Source organism: Tolypothrix tenuis PCC 7101, assembly GCF_963874875.1.
Classification (GTDB): Bacteria; Cyanobacteriota; Cyanobacteriia; order Cyanobacteriales; family Nostocaceae; genus Aulosira; species Aulosira tenue.
Window position 1 is genome coordinate 7,251,358 of record NZ_CAWNJS010000001.1, and the last position, 19,411, is coordinate 7,270,768.

12 protein-coding genes are annotated in these 19,411 nt (G+C 38.8%); 6 read left to right on the forward strand and 6 right to left on the reverse strand.

Annotation, left to right across the window (positions count from 1 at the left end; all coding sequences use genetic code 11):
* Window positions 1-3: 3 nt before the first annotated feature.
* On the reverse strand, window positions 4-525 hold the full coding sequence (gene ilvN / locus AACU25_RS28615) for an acetolactate synthase small subunit (RefSeq protein ID WP_045868883.1): 522 nt from the start codon (window positions 523-525) through the stop codon (window positions 4-6).
* A gap of 277 nt (window positions 526-802) precedes the next feature.
* On the opposite strand from ilvN, the gene AACU25_RS28620 reads away from it, so the two are divergent.
* On the forward strand, window positions 803-1,189 hold the full coding sequence (locus AACU25_RS28620) for a BON domain-containing protein (RefSeq protein WP_096581486.1): 387 nt from the start codon (window positions 803-805) through the stop codon (window positions 1,187-1,189).
* A 192-nt stretch (window positions 1,190-1,381) separates the two neighbouring features.
* On the opposite strand, the gene AACU25_RS28625 is transcribed toward AACU25_RS28620, so the two are convergent.
* Entirely contained in the window at window positions 1,382-2,362 is a 981-nt protein-coding gene (locus tag AACU25_RS28625; RefSeq protein WP_096581488.1) for an alpha/beta fold hydrolase, read from the reverse strand.
* Between the two features lie 577 nt (window positions 2,363-2,939).
* On the opposite strand from AACU25_RS28625, the gene infC reads away from it, so the two are divergent.
* Both infC and AACU25_RS28635 read left to right on the forward strand, forming a co-directional pair.
* Window positions 2,940-3,473 carry a translation initiation factor IF-3 gene (infC, locus tag AACU25_RS28630; RefSeq protein WP_045868186.1) on the forward strand — a complete coding sequence of 178 codons (534 nt, stop codon included), beginning with the start codon at window positions 2,940-2,942 and terminating at the stop codon, window positions 3,471-3,473.
* Between the two features lie 306 nt (window positions 3,474-3,779).
* Entirely contained in the window at window positions 3,780-6,791 is a 3,012-nt protein-coding gene (locus AACU25_RS28635; RefSeq protein ID WP_096581490.1) for an MFS transporter, read from the forward strand.
* A 158-nt stretch (window positions 6,792-6,949) separates the two neighbouring features.
* Here the strand turns inward: AACU25_RS28635 and AACU25_RS28640 are convergent, their stop codons facing one another.
* On the reverse strand, window positions 6,950-7,960 hold the full coding sequence (locus AACU25_RS28640; RefSeq protein WP_199347345.1) for a DUF389 domain-containing protein: 1,011 nt from the start codon (window positions 7,958-7,960) through the stop codon (window positions 6,950-6,952).
* A gap of 260 nt (window positions 7,961-8,220) precedes the next feature.
* Entirely contained in the window at window positions 8,221-9,417 is a 1,197-nt protein-coding gene (gene dxr / locus AACU25_RS28645; protein WP_096581491.1) for a 1-deoxy-D-xylulose-5-phosphate reductoisomerase, read from the reverse strand.
* A gap of 720 nt (window positions 9,418-10,137) precedes the next feature.
* Here dxr and AACU25_RS28650 point away from each other — a divergent pair.
* The 3 genes from AACU25_RS28650 to AACU25_RS28660 all read left to right on the forward strand — a co-directional run bounded on the left by AACU25_RS28650 (window position 10,138) and on the right by AACU25_RS28660 (window position 14,169).
* Window positions 10,138-11,424 carry a mannosyltransferase family protein gene (locus tag AACU25_RS28650; RefSeq protein WP_096581493.1) on the forward strand — a complete coding sequence of 429 codons (1,287 nt, stop codon included), beginning with the start codon at window positions 10,138-10,140 and terminating at the stop codon, window positions 11,422-11,424.
* A gap of 157 nt (window positions 11,425-11,581) precedes the next feature.
* Window positions 11,582-12,751: a hypothetical protein gene (locus AACU25_RS28655; RefSeq protein ID WP_096581495.1), complete on the forward strand. Its 1,170-nt coding sequence runs from the start codon at window positions 11,582-11,584 to the stop codon at window positions 12,749-12,751.
* A 23-nt stretch (window positions 12,752-12,774) separates the two neighbouring features.
* Window positions 12,775-14,169: a DUF2079 domain-containing protein gene (locus AACU25_RS28660; protein WP_096581497.1), complete on the forward strand. Its 1,395-nt coding sequence runs from the start codon at window positions 12,775-12,777 to the stop codon at window positions 14,167-14,169.
* Between the two features lie 102 nt (window positions 14,170-14,271).
* On the opposite strand, the gene AACU25_RS28665 is transcribed toward AACU25_RS28660, so the two are convergent.
* Both AACU25_RS28665 and AACU25_RS28670 read right to left on the reverse strand, forming a co-directional pair.
* Window positions 14,272-15,801, reverse strand: a complete 1,530-nt coding sequence (locus tag AACU25_RS28665; protein WP_096581499.1) for an ArnT family glycosyltransferase — start codon at window positions 15,799-15,801, stop codon at window positions 14,272-14,274.
* Window positions 15,802-15,804: 3 nt separating this feature from the next.
* Entirely contained in the window at window positions 15,805-18,243 is a 2,439-nt protein-coding gene (locus tag AACU25_RS28670) for a hypothetical protein (protein WP_096581501.1), read from the reverse strand.
* Between the last annotated feature and the right edge of the window lie 1,168 nt (window positions 18,244-19,411).

Sequence of the window (19,411 nt, forward strand, 5' to 3'; positions counted from 1 at the left end):
TTGCTAACTCACCTTTGCTTCCAAAGACTTAAGCAACTCAGTATTCACACCAGATTCACGTGTCAGCGCAATTTTGCCAGTCCGGGCGATTTCCCTCAGACCAAATTTTTGTAACACTTGCACAATCGCCACTATTTTACCGGGATCGCCTACTACTTCCAGCGTGAGAGAATCTTCTGCGACATCTACCACTCGCGCTCGGAAAATCTGAGATAGTTCGATGACTTCAGAACGGTTGCTGCTAGTAGCATTCACCTTGATGAGCATCAATTCTCTTTCTACACAGGGAGTTTCGGTAATGTCCTGCACTTTGAGAACATTAACTAGCTTATAGAGTTGCTTGGTGATTTGTTCGATCACGCGATCGTCACCAGGTACAACCATCGTAATTCGGGATACTCCTCCCTGTTCAGCTGGCCCTACAGCCAAGCTTTCGATATTAAAGCCGCGACGCGCAAATAAACTCGAAATGCGGGAAAGAACCCCCGCCTCATCTTCTACCAAAACTGAAAGGGTATGTTTCATCTTTGCCAAAACAGGCTCAGGCATCATTTTACTAATACAAACATTAGCTAATAATTGCCCTACAAGTATTGCCTACTAAATTTATAAGGAAATCTGTTTTCTAATTTTAAACTCAAGGCTGCACTGATTACACTTTCTGATAGAACTTAAATTTCTGTACAAATCATCCTGTAAGCAGAAACCCCTGAGCATCGATATCTTTTTACTGGCAGATGTGGAGTATCTGTAAAAATTTTATCCTCAAATTGTACAGACCTCTTACAGGAGAAAAAATATTATGGGTTGGTTAAAAAGACTATTTGGTTTAGAAAAACCGCAAAATGCACAAGTAAATCCTGCTCCCCAAGCAGTACCACAATCTTCTAACGCTACCTTTGCTCCTGAGACTAGCGCTGCGTCTGCTTCTACTCAAACCATCCCCGCAGAACGGTTAGGTTTAAACGGAGAATACGACCAAAGTGGATTAGCCAAGCGCGTAGCATTAGCATTTGACCAAGACCAACAACTTGATGATGTTGATACTCTCTGGGTTGCTCAGACAGGCGGTACTGTAGTCCTCAAAGGTAAAGTTCCCAGCCAAGAGATTCTCAATCGTATGGTTTCTGTAGCGCGTTCAGTCAATGGTGCTACAGGTGTTGAGACTAACCAAGTAACGATAGGTTAAACTGTTAACCATTTAACTTGCACATTGAGGCTGCAGGGGGGCAGGGAGCAGGGGGCAAGGGAGAGGGTTTCCAGCTTTTACCAGCATGAAAATGATGCAATTTAAATGACGATTAGCTTAATAAAGCAGTTCCGTTTCTACGGTACTGAAAATCAAGACTGAAGTCTTGATTAATGACATCAATGATACCCATCAAAATTGTTGAGTTTCTGGGATAGATTCTGGATTTGGGATGATAACAGGCTGTTGGTTATCCTCAAGACACCGATTAATCCAATCTAAAATTACTTGGTTGACTTGCTCTGGTGATTCATCGTGGGGACAATGACCTACATCTTCTAAATTAAGCAGTTGCAATTTCTCATTGTATTGAGCAAATTGGCTACCGAGTATAGGAGGAACAAAGCGGTCTTTTTGTCCCCAAATCAACAGCATGGGAATTTTTAGGGTTGGTAATACTTTTTTGACACTAGGACTAAAGTTAACGCCCATAGTGGCTTTGAACAGAGCACTAAAAGCACGCGCTGAACCTCGGTCTTGAGGAGGGCCTGCTAAAATTTCTATCAGTTCATCAGTAATGGCTTCTGGGTTAGCATAAGCCAGACTCGCCCAACGACGTAGTACACTCGGTTGTCGTACAAAATTAAACACAGGTTTAAGTATCATTGGGGAGGCGACTATCTTTTTAACTGTCGTAATCAGCGGCATTAAAATTGGTCGCAGTGCAGCTGGAATAGCTTCTTGCTCTAATGAAGGATCGGGCAAGCTCATCATGACTATACCCTTTACCATTTCCGGGTGAGCAGCAGCGGCGGCTAAGGAAATCAGTGAACCAGTTGAATTACCAATTAAGATAACGGGTTGACGAATAAATGCCTTCCAAAAATCGTAAACCTGCTCTACCCACAATTCTATGCTGTAGTTAGCCGCAGCTTTTTCCGAAGCGCCAAAACCCAGCATATCCAGCGCATAGACTGTTTGGTGTGCTGCTAAAACCTCTAAATTATGCCGCCAATGACCAATAGAAGCACCAAACCCATGCAGTAAAATCAGGGGCGTTGTATTTTGGTGATTTTGGGCAGAACGGATGTAAGTATAGCGAGTTTGCCAACCTCGCCAAATCCAGTCTCTTTGATTACCAACCCGTTGCTGCCAATGTAATCCAGTGGTCACATATTCCTCCCATATCTCAAGAGCAAAACCCTCTCAACTTCCATATTAAGAGGGCGAAGAGAGCGATCGCATTTCTTGACAAATTACCCTGTTCCCTAACTTAACGATTAATTTCGCAATTCCTGCAAAAATTGCTATAAATTCAGGATTACTCCTGCAAACAGAGTAAAATCAAGAATGTCCCAAGCTCACGGCTTGACGTTCTGCCGAATTGTAAATTATTGTATAAAATATTACATTTTATTGGCGAAAAACTATTTTATGTGTAAACTTGCTATTCTGGAAATACACTTGTAAAACTCTATGTCAACCAAGTGTTAAATACTTGTTACAATACTTAACGTTTCGCTAGGTTGTGTAATTTAGATTAACGATTTTAGAGAAATTCTCTCAGAATGAGTAGAATGACAAATACAGAATCAGACACAACCATTTTATAGATTAGTTAATCTAGAACTATGGCTGATTTTTCAGTCCTCAGTAGTTTTTATATTTTAACTCTGAGGCGATACCAACCAAAACCTAGGCCAATCAAGACCAAGCCAAATTCTTAAATAAAGAGCTCCCACAAATCATAATGCCTGTGATTGAGAAAAAAAGAACTCGCGATCTGCCCCAAATTAACGAACGTATTCGATTTCCGAAAATTCGCGTTATTGATACTGACGGTAGCCAATTGGGAATTATCACTCCCTCAGAAGCACTACAGCTAGCCGAAGAAAAAGAGTTGGATCTCGTGCTGCTTAGTGACAAGGCTGACCCGCCAGTTTGTCGGATTATGGACTATGGGAAATACAAGTTTGAACAAGAGAAGAAGGCGCGGGAAGCCCGGAAGAAGCAGCACACGGCTGATGTCAAGGAAGTCAAGATGCGCTACAAAATAGAAGAACACGACTACAACGTGCGTGTCAAGCAAGCCGAGCGCTTTTTGAAAGATGGAGACAAAGTCAAAGCTACTGTTATGTTCCGGGGTCGAGAAATTCAACACAGTGACTTAGCAGAAGAATTGCTCAAGCGAATGGCTACTGATTTAGAGCCGTTTGGAGAAGTGCAGCAAGCACCGAAAAAAGAAGGCAGAAATATGATGATGCTGATTTCTCCTAAAAAGTAATCTTCCAGCTGTTTTATCCAAAAGTATAAATTACAACTGAAGATTTCACCTCGACAGATAAGTCGGTAAAATTTATCCAAAGATGATAGTCCTGAATACTGAGTGGGAAAACTAATACTCAGTCGTTCAGGACTTTTGCCATTTCTAGGTAAGTTCTGTTGGTCAGGGATTGGTGACTGGGGATGGGAGATGAGGTAGATAAGGGGGATGAGGTAGATAGGGGAGAAAAAATAGACAAATTCCCATTACCAATTACCCATTACCAATTACCCAACACGCGATAAAACTACCAGAAAGTAAAACTAAATGGAACAGAAAAATAACTGGTTGCCTACAAATAGAGGCACTGTGGCACGGCTGCTACAGTGGTTGAATCTCCGGCCTGAGGAAAGCGAACGGACATGGATGATGTTTGCTTTTTATACAACTGTATCTGTAGGTTTACGGTGGGCCGAAGATAGTACAGTAGCGCTATTTTTAGATGAATATGGAGCCGATCCGCTGCCTTTGATGTATATTGCTAGCGCGGTAATCGGTTTTGGGCTGGTTGTTTTATATTCTTGGCTACAAAAGATATTTCCCTTGCGCTGGGTAATTGTAGCGATCGCACCTTGCATGGTTACGCCATTAGTTTTATTAGTATTTTTACATTGGGAAATACATATTTCCTATTTAACGGTAGTTATTGTATTTTTAATGCGTTTATGGGTAGACGCACTTTATGTAGTCAATGACCTAAATACTTCTATAGTCGCTAATCAACTATTTAATATTCGCGAGATTAAACGCACCTATCCCCTGGTAAGCAGTGGTTTGTTAGTAGCTGATGTGATTAGCGGTTTTAGTTTGCCGTGGCTACTGCAATATGCCAAGCTCAGTAAAGTGATTGTGATTGCTTGTGCAGTAATTATTGTCGGCTCAGTTATTCTTTTATATTTAAGTCATCACTATCGCACTTCCTTTCCCGACGCACCACAGCGACTACAGGCTCCAGAAGAAGCTTCTAGACACCATCGCCTCAAAGAACCACTTAAAGTTTATATTTGGCAATTATTTGCTTTTGTTGGTCTGTTGCAAATCCTGGGATTGTTAATCGATTTTCAATATCTGCGCGAACTGAAATCTAATTTTGACGAGAAAGAACTGGCAAGTTTCTTGGGTTTATTTGGCGGGATGGTAGGACTGTGTGAGTTGATGACACAGTGGTTTATTTCCAGCCGCTTAATCGAAAGGATTGGAGTATTTTTTGCTGCGGCGTTGTTACCAATTACGGTAGGTTGTTTCATACCTGTTGGGATTGCTTTATTCAATTTATTTCCCACAATGCAATTCTCCAGCTTTTTCTGGGGGTTAATCATTCTCAAATTCTGCGATGAACTGTTGCGCTACACCTTTATTATGAGTAGCGGCCCAGCACTGTACCAACCAATCCCCGAACGCATTCGCAACAGAACGCAGATATTATCAGGAGGAACAGCAGATGCGATCGCTACAGGTTTGGCTGGTGTAATCATTTTTGTGACATTATTATTCTCCGCGCAGTATGTCCCCCAAGAGTTACAAAAGTGGGTATTTATTGCCGAAACAGTAATCGTAGCTGCTATCTGTTTAAAAGTAGTGATGTTACTGCGATCGCACTATGTTGATTTATTAGTTTTGAGTGCAGATCGGGGAGAGCTAAGTGCCACAAATGTCGGTTTACGGGTACTACAACAAGGTGTAGTCAAAGCTTTAGAAGAAAAAGGCAGTTTAGCAGATAAACGCTCTTGTATTGAACTTTTAACCCAAATTGACCTCCAGGGTGCAGTCGAAGTTTTAGCACCTCTGCTCATCAAGTTACCTTCAGATTTGCAATGTCAAAGTTTGGAAGTCATGCTGATGGCTGAGGCCAATCCTAAATATTTACCTGATGTAAAGCCTTTATTAGAATATTCCGAACAGCGTGTTACCCCAGAAGTATTTGCTTTAGCTCTGCGCTACGTTTGGCTGGCTGAACCACATCCTAATTTAGCTGCATTAGAAGACTACCTCAATCCCCGGCAACACTCGCTCATTCGTGCTACAGCCGCCGCTTTACTTTTGCGTCAAGGAACACCAATGCAAAAGGTAGCAGCTACCACAACTATGCGGAGGATGCTCACGCATAAACTAGAACGGGAACGGGTGAATGGAGTTAAAGCCTTAAGAGAAGCAGTTTATTTGCAAGCATTGCGGATTCATATCCCAAATTTATTACAGGATGAATCTTTACGGGTACGCTGTGCTGTTTTAGAAATGATTGCCTCTACTCGCTTAGAAGAATACTATTCAGCACTATTAGCCGCACTGTACTATAAATCCACCCGCAACACAGCAATGAGTGCCCTAGTGAAACTAGAAAATGAAGCCCTAGAAATGCTGTTGCAGTTGGCTACTAATAATTACAAACCAGAAATAGTGAGGATGTACGCTTGGCGTACTATTGGTCAAATAGGCACTGCAGAAGCCGTAGATTGTTTATGGCAAAACTTAGAACAATCTTGGGGTGCTACTAGATATCATATTCTGCGTAGCTTATTGAAAATACATAAACAACCAGAGATTCAGAGTTTAGAAGATAGATTTTATGAAGGTAGAGTAGGAATTTTTATTGAACAGGAATTAAAATTTTTAGGCGAAATCTATGCAGCTTTTATAGACTTTACTAAACAACAAACTAGTACAGATGAGCAGTCACAAGTAGTTTTTGACTTACTGCAACGCTCCCTAGCCGAGTTAGAAATAGATGTGAGAGAAAGAATCGTACTGTTATTAAAGCTGCTCTATTCCCCAGATAAAATGCAAGCCGCAGCCTTTAATCTCCGGTCTGATTCGGGCACGAATTTAGCACGAGGCTTAGAAATTTTAGACCATACGATAAATTTACCTTGTAAAACATTGTTGCTGAATATGTTAGATCGGCGATCGCCTGAAGAAAAACTCTATCTGTTGGGTGCAGCCGGGTTAGGAGAATATGAAAAAATGCCAATTAGCGATCGCCTGCGGCGCTTGTTGATGTTGTCTAATTTCCTTTCTGACTGGTGTTTAGCTTGCTGTTTTCACTTTGCTAAAGTTAGCCATATCCGCCTGACAATCCCCGAAATCATGATTTCTCTGCGCCATCCCACAGGCTTTGTCAGGGAAGCTGCAATTACCTATCTCAGCGTAGTTTCACGTCGTGTAGTTGTAGAACTACTTCCCCAACTACAAAAAGACAAACATCCCCTGGTAGTGGCTCAAGTTAAAAATTTGATGGCGAAATATCAGCTGCAAAATCCTAAAATTACGCAGGAGGTATAGGTGGGGATTGGGGAACTCGGGGCCCCCTCTGGGGATAAGGGGTAATGGGGACTGGGGACTGGGTAATGGGTAATGGGAAAAAATAATCCTTGACTTTTGACTCTTGACTCTTGAGTAAAGACGCGATGAATCGCGTCTCTACAAGTCTGAAAATACTTTTATTTTGCTTGGCTTTCTTCTGCACGAACTTCTTCTACCTGACCAACTTCAAAAATTAGGGTGAAGGATTGACCCATTTCGCGCTCGATAAAGTTTTCTAATAACTTCACTTGTCTAGGTGTGACTGGTTCTTGCGATCGCACAATTAAACGAACTTCTGGCGGATTTGCTAGCCAGTTGGTATTACTGTTAATTAAGCGTAAGCGTTGAAAGGTAACAGTTCGATTCAATAATGCTCTGCGTAAGCTCATTTCCAATTGCCCTTGTCGTACAAGTCGAGCAAAGCTGACACCTAAAGGAATGACCAAGACTGCGGTTAAAGCTAATGTCCAAATGAGAGGACGACGGGCACGGGAGAAAGATGTGTATCCTGCTACCAAGAATGTCAGCATACAGGATAAAGTAATCCCTAATAAGTTGGTGAGGTAAAGCAGGGTTGCGCCTATACTCAGTGACCAGTTGCCTTGCGCCAAGCCTAAACCAATCACACAGATAGGCGGCATCAGTGCGACTGCGATCGCAGTTCCCGCCACACTACCAGAAATTTTCGGCTCAACTTTGGCGTAGCCACTGATACCACCTGCGGCTACAGCAATGCCTAAATCTAATAATGTGGGTTCAGAACGAGCTAGCACTTCACTACCATAGCTGGGTATAGGTACAAGCATTCCCAAGCTGTAAGCCATGACCACCGCTAGGAACGTACCCACCACGACGGCTATTATCCCTTTGCGGAAGAGAATCACATTACCTTCTAAAGCGCCAAAAGCTAATCCCCGAATCGGTAACATCAGGGGCGCAATAATCATCGCACCGATAATGACAGCAGTACTATTGGACAATAAACCAAAAGTAGCGATCGCACAGGAACCCACAATCAAAGTTAGGTAGGATGCGTCTAAGGTTGATTCCGCCAGCAAATCCGTTTGAATTTTTTGAAGTTCCTCTGGTTGAGATCCTCGGCGACGAAAATTTTTAAAGCGGTCTCGAATGTTATTACCCAAGACCATCCTCCTTAAGTTATTAACTTTTAGTCATTGGTTCATTAAAATCCCATATTTGGCTGATGTCATCTAGAAATAGTCAGATGCAGAGTAAGTTTAAGTAAAGAACTTGTGCCTATGCTTCAAGAAGCTTTACAGAAGGGTGACTGAAAAGTATTTGGTGTTGAATGTCTAGCCTTTTTACCAATTACCAATTACCAATTACCAATTACCAAATTTCCAAAAAAACCCAACAAAGCAATTTTGGTTTTGTTGGGTTTAATAATTTATCGCAGAGAAATTACCCGCGATTGAGTTGTTAAATTTTCAGTTGCTGTTAAAACTTCTTGCCTTGCCCATTTATCTGCTGCCAAAATGTCATCTAAAGAGGGATTTTTACAGTTATCATTTTGATGGCGATCGCACACCGATTCAATACAACGGGGAATATCTAAAAAGCGAATTTTTTCTTCTAAAAATAAAGCCACAGCTTGCTCGTTGGCAGCGTTTAACACAGCCGGCATGGAACCGCCAGCGCGACCTGCTGCATAAGCTAAACGCATACAAGGATACTTTTGATGGTCTGGTTCGCGGAAGGTTAAGTTTCCAGCTTTCACCAAATCCAATCTTTCCCAATCTGTGTAAATGCGATCGGGCCAAGATAAAGCATACAGTAGGGGTAAGCGCATATCTGGCCAGCCAAGTTGAGCTAACACTGAAGTATCTTGTAGTTCAATGAGCGAGTGAATAATACTTTGGGGATGAATAACAATCTCAATTTGGTCATAATCCATACCAAAGAGAAAATGAGCTTCAATGACTTCCAAACCCTTATTCATCAAAGTCGCAGAATCGACTGTGATTTTCCGCCCCATCGACCAGTTAGGATGTTTGAGAGCATCGGCAACGGTGACTTCTGCTAACTTTTCTACTTCCCAATCTCGGAAAGCACCACCCGAAGCAGTGAGTAAAATTTTTCTTAAGCCGCCTTTAGGTACACCTTGGAGACATTGAAAAATTGCGGAATGTTCGGAATCAGCAGGTAGCAATTTTACGCCATGCTTTTCTACTAAAGGCAGAACTACAGGCCCACCAGCAATGAGAGTTTCTTTATTTGCTAAGGCAATATCTTTACCTGCTTCAATCGCCGCAATTGTTGGTAGCAAACCTGCACAACCAACAATACCAGTCACAACAGTTTCGGCATCACCATAACGCGCAACTTCTATAACTCCAGCTTCGCCACCTAGAAGAATGGGTTGCGGATCAAGGTCTTTGATTGCTGCTTGCAGCGCTGGCAATTTTTCTTCTACACAAATAGCTGCTATCTGCGGTCGAAACTGCCGAATCTGAGCAGCTAACATTTCTACATTGCTTCCCGCTGCCAATCCTACAATCCGAAACTGATCTGGGTACTGGGAGACAATATCTAAAGTCTGAGTACCAATAGAGCCAGTGGAACCAACAAGAGTAATAGCTTTCACAATTGTTTAAGGATTTACAAACAATTCTCACTATAAATTGCTGAGGACTCTTAATCACAGTCATTGGCATAATCAATGCAACTCAAGATAGAGAACTACTCTTGATTAAGAAGTCATACTGCTATCAGCCCTATTGATATCTGAACCAGGAGGACAAAAGTTTCTTGTTCAACAAATAAGCGATCGCTTTGGCAAGCAGAGGAAGCAGAGGAAGCAGAGGAGGAAGAATACAATTATGGGCTTCGCTCTAAATAAATGGATAATTTAATTTCTGGAAGTCCCTTAGCAGGGAGCAGAGAGGATCAAGAAATATCATTTGAATAAATTCCCTGATTGATTCACTGCCACTTTTGAATTCAAAATTCGGAAATATACTTGACCCGGAAATTTTGACTTTTAACTCTTGAGTACAGACGTGATTCATTCTGTGCAACTCTAGACTTATGTACAGCCCTCTCTAGTTGATTCTTCCTGAGCATTGCTCAAAACAGTGTATATAAATACTATAAATTTAATCATAATTGCCTAGAATTTGTGCAATTAGTAACCGACAGATAGTACTGATTAGGAAAGGCTAATAACATTACAAGCCTTTTTCTTTTACAGTTGATTAATTGAGTGAGTGGATGAGTGTGAGGTGTTGAATGATACTTAGAAATTTTAGAATGGTAGCCATAGTTCAAAGGATGCATCAAGGAGTCGGTTGAAAAACTCAAGTCTATGGCTAAAGTTCAAATATTTATAGCAAAATCTTTATGGAAAAATGAACTCATTTTTCCGGCAGCAGTCTGGGGTTTCAGCCGAATTTTCATCTTTATGGCCATGCTGCTGCTAGCCCCACATTTATCAGATCCAACGGACAGAACAACTCCTAACTTTGGTTGGGAAGTTGTGAATGCCTGGGATAGCGTACATTATCGCTCAATAGTCACGTCTGGCTATGAGTTTGTGGATGATGGTAACCAACATAATTTGGCTTTCTTTCCCCTATTTCCCCTAAGTATCTGGCTGTTAATGAAGCTGGGCTTATCGTTTGAATTGGCAGGAACGCTAATCAATAACATCGCATTTTGCGCCGCCCTGTACTGTGTTTACTTTTGGGTGAAGCAGCATTGTGGAATCATCGCCGCGCAGTGGGTGACTACTGTGATGGCGTGGTGTCCCCAAGCTATGTTTACCGGAGTCGTCTATACAGAGGGGCTGTATTTATTGTTGAGTACTGCGGCTTTGCGGGCTTTTGATCTACAGCAATATCGCTGGACAGCTTTGTGGGGCGCACTAGCCACAGCCACACGCCCAACGGGGATGGCGCTGATTCCAGCATTAGCGATCGCATCTTGGAAACAACGTAGACCTGCGATCGCTTATATCGCTTCTTTTGCCACTGCTATTGGTATCCTGTTATTCAGCCTTTTTTGCTGGATTAAATTTGGTCATCCATTAGCCTTTATTCAAGCGCAACGCGGCTGGCGACCTTCCCTTGGGTTTGATGGGCAAGGTTGGTGGCACATGGTGATGGAAATTGCGATCGGAACATCCAATTGGCAGGATGCTTGGGTAAAAAATCCTTGGCATCCTCTGTTGTTTAGCATCATACTTGTCAGCGCGTATCCTTTATGGCGCTTCCGCAAATACTTAATTGAGACCAAGGTATTTTATGGATTGTATGCTTTAGCTGGAATATTTTTCTTTCTGGTTAACGAACAATTCATTAATAATTTCCTGAACCTGTTTACAGTATTGGGTGGCGGCTTCATTTTGTGGCGATTACGTAAGCAACTCACCCCAGTAACCACAATCTATGGCTTTTGCGGTATAGGTTTACTGTTAGCTTCTGGGGGTACGCTCTCACTGAGCCGTCTTGCTTATGGTATTGTGCCTTTAAGCGTGGGCGTAGGTGTTTTGCTATCTCGGCATTATCGCTGGGGTTATTTAACCTTGGGCTTGTTTGCTGTCTTACTTGCCAGGCTAGCTGTAGGCTTTGCCAAGCAAATTTGGGTAGGGTAAATATTGACGATTTTAGGGTACAGCAATGCTGTACCCTATTGATTTGGCAGCAGATGCTTAGGCGTAAACAATTGTAGACATCGCCTCTACAGCATCCGAATTTTTGCAGAAAAAGAATAGAAAGATTTTATAATTTCTGAAGAATAGATAATCATTTATGGCGAAAACTTCAGAGCAGACATTTTTTAAATTTATCAAATCTCCGCTCAATTACCCCGTTAGCGTATATTTGGGTCTTGGTATTATTTTCGCTGTATTCATTCGGTGGCTTTGTATTCCCAATAAATCAGTTGATTATAAATATTTTTTAGCGCCTTGGTATGATTTCATCGCTTCCCACGGTGGATTTAGCGCTTTAAAATATGGTTTTGCTGACTATACACCACCCTATCTCTACTGGATTTTGATTGCAGCAACGCTGCTTTCTGGATTGCCAAAAATATTGGGAATTAAGCTTTTTGCCATGTCTATGGATTTTGTTTGTGCCTTTTTCACTTACAAAATCGTTAAATTAAAATATCCAGCCGGAAGAATGGCAATATTTGCTTTTTTAGCAGTTATTTTAAGCCCTACAGTTATTTACAATAGTTCCCTTTGGGGTCAATGTGACGTTATCTATACAACAGGATTAGTTGCTTGTGTTTACTTTTTATCTATTTACAAGCAAATTCCAGCTTTAATCAGTTTCGGTGTAGCAGTTTCTTTTAAATTACAAGCTATGTTTTTAGCACCTTTGCTATTAATTATGGTGCTGAAAAAAAGAATATCTTGGTATTTTCTGCCTATAGTACCCTTAGTATATGTAATTTTAATGCTACCAGCTTGGTTTGCAGGCAGACCCATGCCCGATTTGCTGTTAGTCTACTTTAACCAAGCTAATAAATATAAGGAACTAGCGAAAGGCTCACCGAATTTATATCAATGGATTCCCAATGATTTTTACAATATTGTAGTGCCGATAGGTTTAGCTTTAACAGTAGCAGCTATGTTGCTATTAGCCTATCTTGTTGTTTTCAAAAATCGGCTAGAAATTACTCAAGACAGACTGATTCATTTGGCAACTATATCAGTTTTGTTTATGCCCTATATTCTGCCTAAAATGCACGAAAGATATTTTTATCCTGCTGATATCTTATCAATTATCTTTGCATTTTACTTTCCCCAGTATCGTTGGGTAGCTATATCAGTACAACTGGCTTCATTTTTTGGTTATCTAGGAACTCCAATATATATCAAACTATTTGCTTTTCCTTTAGGTTTTACGCTTTGGTTTATTGTGCGTCATTGTGATATGATTTATCCGAAATTGAAAGCTAAAATTTCCTAGAGAATCCTCATAAATAAATTCTAGTGAAGAAAAATTTTCCTAAATTGAATACTATTGGTGCAATTATTTTGATTAGCACCATCATCTTATTTATCTCTAGTACCCTCAGACATGAATTATTTAACTCATCTGGGGATTTAGCGTTTTTTGATCAAGCAATTTACTTAATTAGTCAGGGAAAAACACCAATTTCTTCAATAATTGGTTTTCATGCTTTAGCAGATCATGCTGCTTGGATTTTATATTTTTTGGCTTTATTATACAAAATTTACCCTAGCGTTTATTGGCTGTTTGCAGTACAATCTTTCGCTTTAGCGTTAGGTGCTTTACCTACATACGTACTAGCGCTACAAGCAGGTTTAGAAAAAACTCAAGCAGTCGTCATGATGGCTGTTTACCTACTATATCCAGTAGTATATAACAGCAATTTGGCTGATTTTCACCCAGATGTAATTGCTGTTCCTGCAATTTTAACAGCAATTTTCGCAGCTAGAACCAAAAGAATAATTTGGTTTTGCATTAGTATTATTTTGGTTTTGGGTTGTAAAGCCGTACTTTCCTTAACTGTAGCGGCGATGGGGGTGTGGTTACTATTTTTTGAAAAGCAGCGACTATATGGTGCGATCGCAATTTTTAGCGGTACAGCTTGGTTTCTGATTGCGAATGAGTTGATTATCCCGTTTTTCGGTGGCGAAGCAGCATTACTCAACCGCCATCTTTATCGCTATAGCTATTTAGGAAACTCATTCTCGGAAACAGTAAAAATTTTACTATCCCACCCAGAAGTTATATTTAAAAATATTTTTTCATCTATAAATTTAGAATATTTAGTTAGTTTAATAGCGCCTATATTATGGGGTTTCAAACCTCAATATATGTTACCTGTAATAGGTGCAATTCCTTGTATAGCCTTGAATATACTTGCCGATCATCCCTCACAGAAAAATTTGGTTTTGCATTACTCCTTAGCAGCATTACCATTTTTAATGGTAGCGATAATTGCCTGCCTTGCAAGTGGTAAAGCCTGGATCAAGCAAAATCGAGTAATTATTGTATGGTCTTTAGTGGGGTTTTTAGTATTAGGAAAATGGGGATTATTTTCATCCAGATATCTCAGAAATATAGATAATTGGCAAGCCACGAAAGATGCGATCGCTTTAATTAAAACTCCAGATAGCGTTTTCACAACAGATGTAATTACGCCACATTTAACCCATAGAGAATTAATCAGTTTTAAATACAATCCCAAAGAATTAAATAATTATCATTATATATTGCTGAATCTGCGTCATCCTGGTTGGGCAGCAAGCGCAGAAGATTATCAAAATTTATACAATCAGTTGCAAACTCAGCCAGAATTCAAATTGCAATATCAGCGTGATGATGTGTATTTATTTAGTAAAAATAAATTACTGTAGGGTGTGTTACGGCTGTGCAAAAATTTTGGAATTCATGAGAGTGAGAATTAGCCGTAACGCACCATCTTTCTACAATTTAAAGTTCACTTTATAAATCATCTCTTATGGTGAAATCAAAGTAAATCCTTCAGCCTCGCCTTTAACTTTACTATTACTAATATCTATTTTCTGCATAGCATCTTTATCTAACAGTAAATAAGACTTTTTAGCTAACATTTGTTGTAAAACAGGCAAAGGTGCAGCAGTAACTTTACAATCACTATAAAAATCTACACTAGGACGACCATAAGCAAAAGAAGTGTAAATTTGCGTTCCGACTGGTACATTTGCTCGAATTAATGCGCCTACTGGCTTGGCGGGGAAAGTTTCATTTAACTCCCAAACCCAAGATTGTGAACTCATTAACAAGGCTAAAACTAAATACATCCCAGCAAATAATACTGGAATAAACTTACGATTCTGCTCTTTAATCAACCATGCTGTCATACCCATAGTGATTGCTAAAACAATACTCATGATGATTAAACTAGGCTGTGGATCGGCAATTAAAAAGTAAGCGCAACCTCCACAACCAACCACGGATAAGGCAGCAAATAATACAGTTAAGGCTTTCGCTTTTAACTTATTTTGTTGCCACATTTCGGTTAAGTTAACACCTATTGCTAAAGCTAAAAAAGGATAGATCGGCATTACATACCAAGGGAGTTTTGTTCTCATCAAGGAAATAATCCCTAAATAGACAATTGTACCGATGAGAATTAAACAACCCCAAGCAGTTTGGCGTTTTTTCCAGCTTAAATATAAACCTCCTGGCAAAAACAACAGCCAGGGAAAACCATATTTGAGAATCTCAAGTAAATAATACCAAGGCGGGCCAGTATTTCCTTCTACTGCTGTTCCCAGCCTATCTAAAGCTTGGGCTTGAAAATGCACTTGTAAGAATGCATCACCATAATGTTTATATTGGGCAACATACCATGCGATCGCAGGTGCATTACCTAATAGCATTCCTACCCATAAATAAGGATTTTTTAATAAAGTGAATTGCCTATTTAATAGGATGAATAAAGCAGCAATTCCTCCCAAAACTACAACTAACATTCCCTTAGTGAGAGTAATTAGCCCTAAGCAAAAACCTACACCCAAAGCATACTTTTGATGATGACGCGCCTTCAATAAACAAAACAGCAATAATAGAAAAAACGAAATTGTCATTCCATCTAACATTGCTAATCTACCGTGACGCACCACAGGTAGCATAGTTAAGTAAACTAAAGCAGAAAACAGCGCTGGTAAAGTTTCTAAAAAAACCAAACGCCCTACTATGTAAAGTAAAGGTACTCCCAAGGCTGTTAACAACGCACCAGGAAACCTAGTAGTAAATTCTTGCACTCCTCCGATGTGGTAATACAGTGCAATTAACCACTGCATTAAAGGTGGTTTCAATAAAAATGGTTCTCCTTGAAGAGTAGGGTAAAGCCAATTTCCATTGCGATAAATTTCTCTTGCGACAATCGCATAAGTCCCTTCATCCCAGTCTCGTAAGGGTAAATTTCCCAAAAATATCAGCCACAAAACTAGGGAAGCTGCTAATAAAGCTAATAACCATTCTTTGTCTGTGAATGGACGCATATTTTAAAAGTGAATTAACGGCAAAAATTTCATGATATTTGTGACTGTTTTTAGAGTCTTTAATTCGGGTACATCTGGTTTGAGTTTTTCTGCGATCGCTAATTTTGGTTCTGCTTGTCTAGGTTGAAAATTATATAAATAAACAAACGCTAAGTAAAGCCATGCATAAGGATTTTTGGCATCATATTTAGTTATTTCTGTTAAATTTTGAATTAATTCTGGAACTTGGCGCTGTAAAAGTTGCGATAAAGCTAGAGTATAACGCCAATTGAGGTTATTAGGTTCCTTCTGTAAATAATAATTAGCCGCGAATTCAATTTGATTTAAATAATCTTTGTTAGCATCATATTGGTTAAAATTACCAACTTGTACAAATATATTATCTAGCTTACCCTGCTGAAATTCTCCGGCTAATTGCGACATTCGAGAAACTAAGTCTAATGCTGGTGATTTTGCTATATTTCCTGTATTTGTCACATCTACACTAGCGTTAGGAACATTTAAAGGCGTAACTTTGCTGTTTCTTCTATCCAAAGACATGGCTGATAGTTGATATTTCCCGATTGGTAGCGTTTTTGGGATAAATGTAGACAGATTTTCCGTGACTTGAAAACTACCTTGGGGATGGCATTTCAGTCCACAATATAAATTACCTAAAGCAATGCCATGATCATGATACCAAGCCGATTGTTCATTTTGCCATTTTAAAAGTAATAAGCCATTTTGCAAATCATCCCATGAACCCGTTATTTGATAAGTAATAGAATTATTTTTACCCACAATTAACTGATTAGCTGCTATTACTTGCTTTAAACTAATGGCAACATTACTATCATTTAATTTTTCAACCACCACAGCCGGATTTACACGCTGATATATTCGTAATTTATCAGCATTAAGCAATCCCCATTCACCTTGTAATTTTAAATCAGCAGAGGATTCAACTAAAGATTTTAATTTGCGCTTAGTTTCCCCTCTTTCACCAGGTTCATCTGGTTCATGATCTCTAGTCACATACCAAGAAAAATTTTCTAAATCTTGCTCTACTTGAGATAAATTAGTAGTTAATTTCCTACCAGAGACGCGAAAATCAGCTAATGTACCAAAGTAATCTAATGTAAACTCATTAACTTGAGGAGTAGAAACCGGAATTACTCCTAAAGTTGTCCTTAAATAGGGATTAGTTTGGTTAATTTTATCGATTAATTGTGTTAAAGGATATTTTTTACCTTCATCATTAGGTAAATGCTTTCCTCCCCATGCTTGAATTAGGGGTAATGGAAATAAATTATTGAGTAAAACTATGCCACTTAGCCCAATAGCCGTAAATCTGATTCTATCAAACCATCTATTCTCAATTAAATGAAATAAATAAGCCGAAATCAAACTAATAACAGGAAAGACTGGCAAAATAAATCTAATATCTTTATTTGTGCCTAGGGAACAGAATATATAACTACTGAATAAAAAGATTAATAACCAATTTAAACCAGGTTGATGCCATATAGCTTTAATTGCTTCCTTTTTAAATTTATTTTTAATTAGATAAACCAATAAAATACCAATGCTAGTAAATAATATTGGTATTCCAATACTTTCAGGCAGCATATTTGGATAAACTAACCATCCAGCAAGAGTTGTGGCTGGTGGATCGCCTTCGGCTTTGCCAACATTGTTAGCATTTAATGCAGAGGTAATAATCGTTAACCAATTTAAGCCGTACCAAAAACCACAAATTAACCAAGCTACAGTTAAAGCTAAACCTGTTTGTAGAAGTTTAATATATTGGCGTTTTCTAATAAAGCTAATAAATAGCCAGATACTAGGTAATAAAATAAAAATAAATCCTGTTGGTTTAGCCAGCATAATCAACCCTACTCCTAATCCTAGGCTCAGGGTTAACATTAAAGAATAAAAACCTGTAAAACTATCTTTCCAAACAGTTAAAATTGTAAAAGTAAAGATAACAACTGCCGTTAAACCATAATCTAATAAATAATCTGTCCGCATAATTCCTAAAATAGGAAATAACAGACAAAATATGCTGGCGGTTATACCCACCTGACAACTTTTAAATAAATATTTGCCTAAATGATATACGGATACAATAATTATTGCAGTAAATAATAAATTCACTAAAGTAGCCTGATCGTATCCTTTACCAAATAAGAAGAAAAAAGGTACAGTACAAATATAAACAAAAGGTGCGCGGTAACTCTGACTGCGCTGCCATAAAGATAACCACCAATCACCAGAGAAAAGATTAAAATCTTGAAAAACTCGATAATGGTGTAATGCCATTGTTAAATGGGCACTTTGATCGTAAGCAGGTATCGATTCATCTAAGAGAAACCATGTCCTATCTATAATTAAGGCAATCAACCAAATTATGAATAATATGAAGTAATCTTTATTGACTCTAGAAAAATTGGGAGAAGTCATATTTTATTAAACAAATTTAACCAAAGGATGATTTTGTGCCCACAAACTCTCAATGCTTACATAGTTCAAACTATGAATTTATATGTTCAATTGCCCATCATCATCTTGACGTACGATTTCTAGAAACAGATTCTTAGTCAAGAATTTAGTCTGATTCCTATAGCCCTATGCTGTATATTAGTGCTGACTACTAACTCATCAATACTGTTGTTGAGCATTAACTGCTGGTATTTTTCCTCTGGAAGGTATTTTAGTACTGAAGTGACACCTGAGTGGCGATCGCATCTCATTCATCATTCCTATTCTCAGCAGTCGTGATCGGAGTATACACTGCTGAGTTTTATTTTTTACTCTAAATGTTTTCCTTAAGCAATACTGCTAACTTGGCTTTAATACTGTTTACATAGGTGCTATACTTTGTGTCATTATTAATGCCCAGCCTCAACTTTTAGTTTCAGTACTCAGCCGCAATCTGTTAGGTAAGAGGAAACTTGATCTATGCAATCAGCATCAATTTTAGGTTACGCTGTATAATCTAAAACTATCTATTTTATAAAAATACTTTAAAACTGCTGATGACAGCCATCACAGTAGAAATTATATTTAAATGAAATCAAAGTTATGATATGATTACAGCCATCTCTTTCAGCTTTTTAAGTAAAACTACGGTAATATATAGCTTTTAAATTATAGGAATATATACGTCAATTCTTAAACTTGTGCATTGATAAAGTGTGGAAATGTTTGCTGATTTTAACTATTTACCATTAGCAACAATTCTTTAGATACTTACTCTTGAAAGTATCCGGATCAAAATCCCTAACTAAGATCCAAATAAAATTTTATTTGATGTCATTAGTAAAGAGTATCTAGCTTAACGACTAAGTTTATTTAAGCAATGAGAAACTATATTCGATTGAATGTAGTCTGTTTATTTAATGGCATCAAACAGCAACAGTCAGAGAGTTGACAATTTAACTTTTTTTTAAAAAGAAAAAAATCACTCTCAGCAGTACAATATACCTGATAAACTATGAAACTGAATAATCCTTTCAATGCGAGGAGCGTATATGTAGCCTTCTATATAGGCTAATTGGGAAGTCAACCTCTTGCATAAAAGCAAAACAAAGCTTATTACTAAGAGGTAAAGAGTGTGCAAATTAATCAA

Bases quoted from the DNA above. Each gene is read 5' to 3' on its own strand.
- ilvN (WP_045868883.1), bottom strand. From the start codon at position 525: ATGAAACATACCCTTTCAGTTTTGGTAGAAGATGAGGCGGGGGTTCTT.
- AACU25_RS28620 (WP_096581486.1), top strand. From the start codon at position 803: ATGGGTTGGTTAAAAAGACTATTTGGTTTAGAAAAACCGCAAAATGCA.
- infC (WP_045868186.1), top strand. From the start codon at position 2,940: ATGCCTGTGATTGAGAAAAAAAGAACTCGCGATCTGCCCCAAATTAAC.
- AACU25_RS28635 (WP_096581490.1), top strand. From the start codon at position 3,780: ATGGAACAGAAAAATAACTGGTTGCCTACAAATAGAGGCACTGTGGCA.
- AACU25_RS28640 (WP_199347345.1), bottom strand. From the start codon at position 7,960: ATGGTCTTGGGTAATAACATTCGAGACCGCTTTAAAAATTTTCGTCGC.
- AACU25_RS28650 (WP_096581493.1), top strand. From the start codon at position 10,138: ATGGCTAAAGTTCAAATATTTATAGCAAAATCTTTATGGAAAAATGAA.
- AACU25_RS28655 (WP_096581495.1), top strand. From the start codon at position 11,582: ATGGCGAAAACTTCAGAGCAGACATTTTTTAAATTTATCAAATCTCCG.
- AACU25_RS28665 (WP_096581499.1), bottom strand. From the start codon at position 15,801: ATGCGTCCATTCACAGACAAAGAATGGTTATTAGCTTTATTAGCAGCT.
- AACU25_RS28670 (WP_096581501.1), bottom strand. From the start codon at position 18,243: ATGACTTCTCCCAATTTTTCTAGAGTCAATAAAGATTACTTCATATTA.